The sequence below is a fragment of the Sphingomonas sp. genome, from assembly GCF_039595165.1.
Classification (GTDB): domain Bacteria; phylum Pseudomonadota; class Alphaproteobacteria; order Sphingomonadales; family Sphingomonadaceae; genus Sphingomonas.
The window spans coordinates 1-8,608 of record NZ_JBCNMA010000138.1 but is presented as its reverse complement, the minus strand read 5'-3'; the positions used below and the strand labels follow the sequence as shown (position 1 = coordinate 8,608).

Annotated in this window: 11 protein-coding genes; 6 read left to right on the top strand and 5 right to left on the bottom strand. The window is 67.7% G+C overall.

Annotated features, from left to right (window positions below; translation table 11 throughout):
• From ABDV68_RS16685 to fabD, 4 genes are all read right to left on the bottom strand, one after another.
• The coding region (locus ABDV68_RS16685) for an acyl carrier protein (RefSeq protein WP_343521233.1) at positions 1-189 on the bottom strand (189 nt) is incomplete at its 3' end.
• A 261-nt stretch (positions 190-450) separates the two neighbouring features.
• The gene (gene fabG, locus ABDV68_RS16680; RefSeq protein ID WP_343521232.1) at positions 451-1,188 is read right to left on the bottom strand and encodes a 3-oxoacyl-[acyl-carrier-protein] reductase; all 738 of its coding nucleotides are present in this window, start codon (positions 1,186-1,188) and stop codon (positions 451-453) included.
• On the bottom strand, positions 1,188-1,619 hold the full coding sequence (locus tag ABDV68_RS16675) for a GxxExxY protein (protein ID WP_343521231.1): 432 nt from the start codon (positions 1,617-1,619) through the stop codon (positions 1,188-1,190). The genes fabG and ABDV68_RS16675 overlap by 1 nt, the downstream gene beginning before the upstream one ends.
• Before the next feature lie 45 nt (positions 1,620-1,664).
• Complete coding sequence (gene fabD, locus ABDV68_RS16670; RefSeq protein ID WP_343521230.1) at positions 1,665-2,600, bottom strand: ACP S-malonyltransferase; 936 nt, start codon at positions 2,598-2,600, stop codon at positions 1,665-1,667.
• Positions 2,601-2,910: 310 nt separating this feature from the next.
• On the opposite strand from fabD, the gene ABDV68_RS16665 reads away from it, so the two are divergent.
• The 5 genes from ABDV68_RS16665 (at position 2,911) to ABDV68_RS16645 (ending at position 5,706) form a co-directional block, all read left to right on the top strand.
• Positions 2,911-3,273 carry an RcnB family protein gene (locus tag ABDV68_RS16665; protein ID WP_343521229.1) on the top strand — a complete coding sequence of 121 codons (363 nt, stop codon included), beginning with the start codon at positions 2,911-2,913 and terminating at the stop codon, positions 3,271-3,273.
• A 318-nt stretch (positions 3,274-3,591) separates the two neighbouring features.
• Complete coding sequence (gene rpsF, locus ABDV68_RS16660; protein ID WP_343521228.1) at positions 3,592-3,990, top strand: 30S ribosomal protein S6; 399 nt, start codon at positions 3,592-3,594, stop codon at positions 3,988-3,990.
• 11 nt (positions 3,991-4,001) lie between these two features.
• Complete coding sequence (gene rpsR, locus ABDV68_RS16655) at positions 4,002-4,226, top strand: 30S ribosomal protein S18 (protein ID WP_066575653.1); 225 nt, start codon at positions 4,002-4,004, stop codon at positions 4,224-4,226.
• Positions 4,227-4,237: 11 nt separating this feature from the next.
• Positions 4,238-4,837 (top strand): 50S ribosomal protein L9, encoded by a 600-nt coding sequence (rplI, locus tag ABDV68_RS16650; RefSeq protein WP_343521227.1) that lies wholly within the window; start codon positions 4,238-4,240, stop codon positions 4,835-4,837.
• A gap of 263 nt (positions 4,838-5,100) precedes the next feature.
• The gene (locus tag ABDV68_RS16645) at positions 5,101-5,706 is read left to right on the top strand and encodes a CAP domain-containing protein (RefSeq protein WP_343521226.1); all 606 of its coding nucleotides are present in this window, start codon (positions 5,101-5,103) and stop codon (positions 5,704-5,706) included.
• Between the two features lie 5 nt (positions 5,707-5,711).
• Here ABDV68_RS16645 and mutL read toward each other — a convergent pair whose 3' ends face one another.
• The gene (gene mutL / locus ABDV68_RS16640) at positions 5,712-7,532 is read right to left on the bottom strand and encodes a DNA mismatch repair endonuclease MutL (RefSeq protein WP_343521225.1); all 1,821 of its coding nucleotides are present in this window, start codon (positions 7,530-7,532) and stop codon (positions 5,712-5,714) included.
• Between the two features lie 150 nt (positions 7,533-7,682).
• Between mutL and ABDV68_RS16635 the strand changes: the two genes are divergently transcribed.
• A partial coding sequence (locus tag ABDV68_RS16635; RefSeq protein WP_343521224.1) for a rod shape-determining protein occupies positions 7,683-8,608 on the top strand: 926 nt, incomplete at its 3' end.

The following is an 8,608-nucleotide window of genomic DNA, read 5'->3' as shown; positions in this document are numbered from 1 at the left end:
GATCTTCTCGGCGGCATCATCGGGGATCTCGACGCCGAATTCCTCTTCGAACGCCATCACCAGCTCGACGATGTCGAGGCTGTCCGCGCCCAGGTCGTCGATGAAGCTCGCGTCCTCGGTCACCTTCTCGGCTTCGACGCCGAGGTGCTCGACGACGATCTTCTTCACGCGATCGGCGGTCTCGCTCATACCCTGTTCCTTCTTAAATTGGGCCGTTGGATCGGTAATTCCTGAACGCACGTAGAACGCCGCCCGGCCCCGCGCAAGGGGGCGCATCGACTCCGGCGCGCATCAATCCTTCACCTTGCATCACCGTCACCCCGGCCTTGTGCCGGGGTCCACGACGCCGCAGGAAATGTCTTCGAACCTCGTGCCGCTCCGCTTGCCGCCCGGTGGATCCCGGCACAAGGCCGGGGTGACGGATGAAGCAAAGGGATGCCGCCGAAGCCTTCAGATCATCGCCATCCCGCCATTCACGTGCAGGGTCTGGCCGGTGACGTAACCCGCCTCCTTGCTCGCCAGATAGACCACCGCCGCGCCGATATCCTCGCCCGTGCCGAGGTCGCCGGCGGGGATGCGGCCGAGCAGCGCGGTCTTCTGCGCTTCTGGCAGCACGTCGGTCATCGCCGAGCGGATGAAGCCGGGCGCGACGCAGTTGACGGTGATGTTGCGGCTCGCCAGCTCCTGCGCCAGCGCCTTGGACATGCCGACCAGCCCGGCCTTGGACGCGGCGTAATTGGCCTGCCCGGGATTGCCGGTCGCGCCCACGACCGAGGTGATCGAGATCACGCGGCCATAGCGCGCCTTCATCATCGGCTTGGCGGCGGCGCGGATCAGGCGGAACGCGGCCTCGAGGTTGACGCGGATCACCTGGTCCCACTCCTCGTCCTTCATCCGCATCGCGAGGTTGTCGCGGGTCACGCCGGCATTGTTGACGAGGATGTCGAGCTTGCCCAGCGCCTCGACCGCCGAGGGCACCAGCGCATCGACCGCCGCGCCATCGGAGAGATCGCACTGGAGCGCCGCATGCTCCCCGCCGAGCTCGGCGCGAAATGCCTCGAGCTTCTCGGCATTGGACCCCGAAACCGCCAGCCGCGCCCCCTGCGCCGCGAGCGCCCTGGCGATCGCCGACCCGATCCCCCCCGAAGCGCCGGTCACCAGCGCGGTCATGCCTGTAAGGTCGAACATTATCGGTTTCCTTGATTTTGGTTCACGCGAAGGCGCGAAGGCGCAAAGGGCTTGTAGTCGTTGACGACGCGCTTCAGCCCTTCCTTAAGCGTCTCGCCGCCGAAATTTATGAGCAGCCCAAGGGGCTGCCTGGTTAGTCGAAGGTAGGTCAGCAGTTGTTTCGCATGAGCGCCGCTCAGGCGCTCGACCGATTTGATTTCGACGAGGAGCACGCCGTCGATAAGAAGATCTATCCTGAACGCATTCTCGAATCTAAGCCCATCGAACTCGATATCGACCGGCTGCTGACGAAGCGCGGCATAGCCCAATTGCGTCAGCTTTCCCGCCAACAATGCCTCATAGACGCTCTCCAGCAGCCCCGGGCCCAGTTCACGATGCAGTTTCAGAGAAACGTCGATGACGTCGGCTGCAATCGCCTCCAGGTCTGACATCTTCGCGCCTCCGCGCCTTCGCGTGAACAAATCCTTCTTACTATCTCAAAGCGCCCTCTCCAGCGCCTCGATATCGTCCATCGTCACCACGCTGGTCACCGCCGCATCCGGGGCGATGCGCTTGACCATCGCGCCGAGCACCTTGCCGCCCAGCTCGACATAGTCGGCCACCCCCGCGTCGAACATCGCCGCGACCGATTCGCGCCAGCGCACCATCCCCGTCACCTGCTCGACCAGCAGCGTGCGGATCGTGTCCGGGTCGTGCACCGGCGCCGCGGTGACGTTGGCATAGACCGGCACCAGCGGCGCGCGGATCGCGACGTCGGCCAGCGCCTTCTCCATCGCGTCCGCGGCCGGCTGCATCATCGGGCAGTGGAACGGCGCCGAGACCGGCAGCAGCACCGCGCGCTTGGCGCCATGATCCTTGGCGATCGCCACCGCGCGGTCGATCGCGCCCTTGGCGCCGGAGATCACCACCTGCGACGGGTCGTTGTCGTTGGCGACCGTGCATACCTCGCCCTCGGCGGCCGCGTCGGCGATCGCCTGCGCCTTGACCAGGTCCGCGCCGAGCAACGCCGCCATCGCGCCCTCGCCGACCGGCACCGCCGCCTGCATCGCCTGGCCGCGCAGCTTGAGCAGCTTCGCGGTGACGCCCAGATCCAGCGCGCCCGCGGCGCACAGCGCGGTATATTCGCCGAGCGAGTGGCCCGCGACGAAGTCCGCCTTGTCCGCCAGCGAGACGCCGCCTTCCTTCTCGAGCACGCGCAGCACCGCGATGGCGTGCGCCATGATCGCCGGCTGGGCGTTCTCGGTCAGCAGCAGGTCGCCCTCCGGGCCCTCGGTCATCAGCTTGAACAGGTTCTGGCCGAGCGCTTCGTCCACTTCCTGGAACACCTCGCGCGCCGCGGCGCTCGCCTGCGAGAGCGCGAGGCCCATGCCGACCGACTGGCTCCCCTGCCCCGGAAAGATGAAGGCACGCATTTCAGGCTCCTCGCTTTTTCGTTGCGTTTCGGCACCGGCCCGCTCCCCCGCCCGGCCACCCAACGCCAGTGTATTCTATGGGTGGCCGGGCGGGGGGAGCGGGCCGGTGCCGCGTCAGCGTGAGCTGACCAAATCAATTCCGGCCGCCCTAGGACCCGCGTCCGCCGATCGCAAGATGAACGAACGCGACGGACTTGCGACAATCGGTGACCATTTTCCGGATCGCCGGCGAAACTTCCGCGACACGCCGCCCCCAGATTGTCCCTGTCGCCGCTGTTGGCGACCGCCTGAAAAGACGAGGAGACAAGAGATGAAGAAGTTCGTGCTCGCGGCGGTCGCCGCTTCGATGATCGCCAGCCCGGTGCTGACGGCCGCTCCCGCCGCCGCGGCCCAGCGCCACGCCACCACGGTGGTCAAGCACAAGCCGAACGGCAAGGTCGTGGTCAGGAAGAAGGTCGTGAAGCCGGCGCCGGTCCAGTATCGCAACTGGAAGCGCGGCCAGCGGTTCGACTATCGCTACGCCCGCAACTACCGGCAGATCGACTATCGCCACTATCGCGGCCTCAAGGCGCCGCCGCGCGGCTACCGCTACGTCCAGTCGGGCAATGACGCGGTGCTGGTCGGCATCACCAGCGGCATCGTCGCCGCGGTGATCGCGAACATCATCCGCTAAGCCCGAACAGAGGCTTCCTCCGGGCGGCGGGGCGCCAACCACCCCGCCGCCTTTGCTTGTGTGCGATTTTTCGCTTTCAATGTTGGAATTCAGATGCTTGACTTGGATTGCGGTTGCCGAATCGATGATCCATGCCTCGGGACGCGCCGATAGTGTCAAGCTAGTGCAAACTTCCGCCCCTTGCCTTTTGCCCGGACCGGGCGTAGAGGCGCGGCGTTGAGCGGCAGCCTCGGCTGGCCGCTTTTCGTATTTGGAACGACAGCCGGAGGGGCGTCGCACGGTGCGGCGTCAGCGATCGGCCAACAGTGAGAAAGACGCATGGCTCTGTACGAGCATGTGTTCCTTGCGCGCCAGGATCTGGCACAGGCGCAGGTGGACGCACTGGCGGAAACCGCCACCAAGATCGTCGAGGACAACGCCGGCAAGGTCGTCAAGACCGAGACCTGGGGTCTTCGTTCGCTCGCCTACAAGATCGCGAAGAACCGCAAGGCGCACTACGTGATGCTCGAGATCGACGCCCCCGCGGGTGTCGTCGCCGAGCTCGAGCGCCAGACGCAGATCAACGAGGACGTGATCCGCTACATGACCGTCCGCGTGGACGAGCTGGAGCAGGGTCCGACCGTGATGATGCGCAAGGGCCAGGAGCGTGAGCGCGGCCGCGGCCGTCGCGACCGTGAAGACGGTGGCAACACCGGCTTTGGCGGCCAGGGCGAGTAAGGAGAAACATCATGGCACGACCCTTTTTCCGCCGCCGCAAGAGCTGCCCCTTCTCCGCGAAGGACGCGCCCCGGATCGACTATAAGGACGTCCGTCTGCTGCAGGGCTTCGTCTCGGAGCGCGGCAAGATCGTCCCCTCGCGCATCACCTCGGTGAGCGCGAAGAAGCAGCGCGAGCTCGCCATCGCGATCAAGCGCGCCCGTCACCTGGGCCTGCTGCCCTTCATCGTTAAGTAAGGAGCGGACCCATGGAAGTCATTCTGCTCGAGCGGGTCGAGAAGCTCGGCCATATCGGCGACGTGGTGAAGGTGAAGGACGGGTTCGCCCGCAACTTCCTGCTCCCGAACAAGAAGGCGCTGCGCGCCAACGAAGCCAACCGCAAGGTCTTCGAGGCCAATCGCGACCGCATCGTCGCCGAGAACGCCGCGAAGCGCGACGTCGCCGAGAAGGAGTCGAAGGGCCTCGAGGGCGTTTCGGTCACCCTGATCCGCCAGGCGTCGAACACCGGCCAGCTCTACGGTTCGGTCGCGGTGCGCGACATCGTCGAGGCGCTCAACGCCGACGGCCACAAGGTCACCAAGTCGCAGGTCGTCCTCGACAAGCCGATCAAGGCGATCGGCGTGTACGAAGTGAAGGTCGCGCTCCACGCCGAGGTCGCGGTGACCGTCAAGGTCAACGTCGCCCGCTCGCCCGAAGAGGCCGAGATGCAGGCGCAGGGCGTCGACGTCATGGCCGCGATGTTCGAGAAGGACGAGACCGGCTTCGTCGAAGCGCGCGACCCCAACCTCGAGCCGGGCGAGTTCGCCGCGGACGAGGCGCCGGCCGCCGAGGAGCAGGCCGAGGGCTGAGGCTCTCGCTGCTTTGGCTGCTTTGCAGGCAAGAAAAGGCCGCCCGGAGCGATCCGGGCGGCCTTCTTCGTTGAAGCGGCTCAGGCCGCGATCATCGCCGTCAGCAGAACGAACAACGGCATCGCGGCCAGCACGATTGGCATGGCCTTGCTCATCTCATCCTCGTCCGAACACTCGTTCACAGCCAACAATGCATCGCCACCGCAAAAGGTTGCGTCCGGCCGAGCCTGACATCGCCGAAAGCCGCCGCTAAGCTCCCGCAGATGCAGCTGCTCCTGCCCGTGCTCCTCTTCGCCGCCCCCGCCGCCGCAGGTTCGACGCTGGAGCGCGAGATCATCGCCGAGCTCAACCGCGCCCGCACCGACCCGCGCGGCTATGCCGACCGGCTCGCGGTCTATCGCCGGTACTTCAACGGAAAGGTCGTGCGCTACCCGGGCAATCCCGACGGGCTGCGCACCGCTGAGGGAGTCGCCGCGGTCGACGAGGCGATCCGCGTGCTGCGGCGGCAGCCGCCGGTCCGGACCGTCCGCTCCGCCACCCTGCTCACGCGCGCCGCGCGCGACCATGTCGAGGAACAGGGCCCGCGTGGCGTCACCGGTCACCCCTCCGCCAACGGCGATCGCGTCCGCCAGCGCCTCGTCCGCCGCGGCGGCGGCGACTATGTCGCGGAGGTGATCACCTATGGCCCGCCCAGCGCGGTCGAGGTGGTGCGCCAGCTGATCGTCGACGACAATGTGCCCGATCGCGGCCACCGTCGCTCGGTCTATGCCGCGCAATGGGCCTATGCCGGCGCCGCCTGCGGTCCACACAAGCGCTACAAGGTAATGTGCGTCGTCACCTTTGCGCGGACGCCGACGGGCCATCCCTGACCCGGCTATTTCCGCCCGAACAGCTTCTCGATATCGCCATGCGCCAGCTTCACCCAGGTCGGGCGGCCATGGTTGCACTGGCCCGAATGCGGCGTCACTTCCATCTCGCGGAGCAACGCGTTCATCTCGGCGACCGACAGCACGCGGCCCGCACGCACCGAGCCGTGGCACGCCATCGTCGCCGCGACGTGGTCGAGCCGCTCCTTGAGGCTCAGCGCCTCGTCGAACGCCGCCAGCTCGTCGGCGATATCGGTGACCAGGGCGGTGACGTCCCCGCCGCCGAGCATCGCCGGGGTCGCCCGCACCAGCATCGCCCGCGGCCCGAAACGCTCGAGCTCCAGCCCGAACTCGGCCAGTTCCGCCGCCCGCGCCTCGAGCCGGTCGCACGCCGGCTCGTCGAGCTCGACCACCTCGGGCAGCAGCAGCGCTTGGCTCGCCACCCCGCCATTGCTCATCGCCCGCCGCATCCGCTCGAGCACCAGCCGCTCGTGCGCGGCATGCTGGTCGACCAGCACCAGCCCATCCTCGGCCTCGGCGACGATGTAGGTCCGCGCCACCTGCCCCCGCGCCACGCCGAGCGGGAAGCTGGTCACGCCCGGCACCGGCGCGGCCGCAGGCTCGGCGCGCGCCTGGGGCGGCGGGGCGAAGAAGGTGGGGCGGCGGTCAGAGACCATTCCTCCCGTCACCCCAGCGAAAGCTGGGGTCTCGTGAAATAGAGGCGCACCGCCCGTCGAAAGATCCCAGCTTTCGCTGGGATGACGGGATGGCTGATTTGCTTCCGACTGCCACAGCCCCATCACCGCCGCATCTGCCCGCTGCACGCTGCGATGCCCGGCTTCGTCCAACGCGCGCCGCAGCCCGCTGACGATCAGTCCCCGCGCCAGCTGCGGGTCGCGGAAGCGCACCTCGGTCTTGGCCGGATGCACGTTCACGTCGACCTGCTCGGCCGGCACGTCGAGGAACAGCGCCACCACCGGATGCCGGTCGCGCGCCAGCATCTCGGCATAGGCACCGCGCACCGCGCCGGCGAGCAGCCGGTCCTTCACCGGCCGGCCGTTGACGAACAGATACTGGTGGTCGGCCACGCCGCGGTTGAAGGTCGGCAGCCCCGCGACCCCGCCCAGCACATGGCCCTCGCGCTCGAAATCGACCCCGACGCTGTTCGCCGCCAGTTCGCGATCGGTCAGCGCCGCCACCCGCTCGGGGCGGGTCATCCCCTCCTGCACGCTCAGCACGCGCCGCCCGTCATGCTCGACCGCGAAGGCCAGATCGGGCCGCGCCATCGCGAGGCGCTTCACCACGTCGAGGCACGCGCCGTATTCGGCGCGCGTCGAGCGCAGGAACTTGCGCCGCGCCGGCACCTTCTCGAACAGCCCCTCGACCCGCACCCGCGTGCCCGGCGGCAGCGCGGCGGGGCCCTCGCCCGCCAGCGCGCCATTGTCGACGGTCCGCGCCCAGCCCTCGGCTCCGCGCACCCGGCTCTCGATCGTCAGCCGCGCCACGCTGGCGATCGAGGGCAATGCCTCGCCGCGAAACCCCAGCGTCGTCACCGCTTCGATCGCCCCCTGATCCCACAAGGCTTCGGGCAATTTGGAGGTCGCGTGCCGCTCCAACGCCAGGGCCATTTCGTCGCGGTCCATGCCGCAGCCGTCGTCGGTCACTTCGATCAGCTCGATGCCGCCGCCGGCCAGTCGCACCGCGATCCGCGACGCGCCGGAATCGATCGCGTTTTCCACAAGTTCCTTGAGCGCGCTGGCAGGGCGTTCCACCACTTCCCCGGCGGCAATTCGGTTGACAAGATGCTCCGGCAGACGGCGTATTGACATGGACGCCGGTGTAGCCCAAGCGGCGCCATTCCGCGACCCGTATCCGCCAGTTTTCCCAGGCCGGAGTCGATCCGCCAGGGGCGGGTCAAGGTATAAACTCAGTGCGAACAAGCGGCTTGGGGGCGGGCCGCGACAGGACGGTGCGATCAGATGGTATTTTCCCGCCTTTTCAAGTTCATGTCTCACGATCTGGCGATCGATCTCGGCACCGCGAACACCGTGGTGTACCTGCGCGGCCGGGGCGTCGTGCTCAACGAGCCGTCGGTCGTGGCGGTCGAGACGCTGAACGGAATCAAGAAGGTCAAGGCGGTCGGCGACGACGCCAAGCTGATGATGGGCAAGACCCCCGGCACGATCGAGGCGATTCGTCCGCTGCGCGACGGCGTGATCGCCGACATCGATGTCGCCGAACAGATGATCAGTCACTTCATCCGCAAGGTCACCGGGCAGCGCAAGTTCATGCGCTGGCCGCAGATCGTGATCTGCGTCCCCTCTGGTTCTACTTCCGTCGAAAGGCGCGCGATCCGTGACGCCGCGTCGAACGCCGGCGCGTCGCAAGTCTGGCTGATCGAGGAGCCGATGGCCGCCGCGATCGGCGCCGACATGCCGGTGACCGAGCCGATCGGCTCGATGGTCGTCGACATCGGCGGCGGCACCACCGAGGTCGCCGTGCTCTCGCTGCGCGGCCTCGCCTACTCCACCTCGGTCCGCGTCGGCGGCGACAAGATGGACGAGGCGATCGTCTCGTACGTCCGCCGCAACCACAATCTGCTGATCGGCGAGAGCACCGCCGAGCGGATCAAGCAGGAAGTCGGCGTCGCCAAGCCGCCGGCGGACGGCGTCGGCCGTACGATCCACATCAAGGGCCGCGACCTCGTCAACGGCGTGCCCAAGGAAATCCAGATCAACCAGGGCCAGATCGCCGAGGCGCTGTCGGAGCCGGTCGGCACGATCGTCGAGGGCGTGCGCATCGCGCTCGAGAATACCGCGCCGGAGCTGGCGGCGGACATCGTCGACCAGGGCATCGTGCTCACCGGCGGCGGCGCGCTGCTCGAGGGGATCGACGAGGGGCTGCG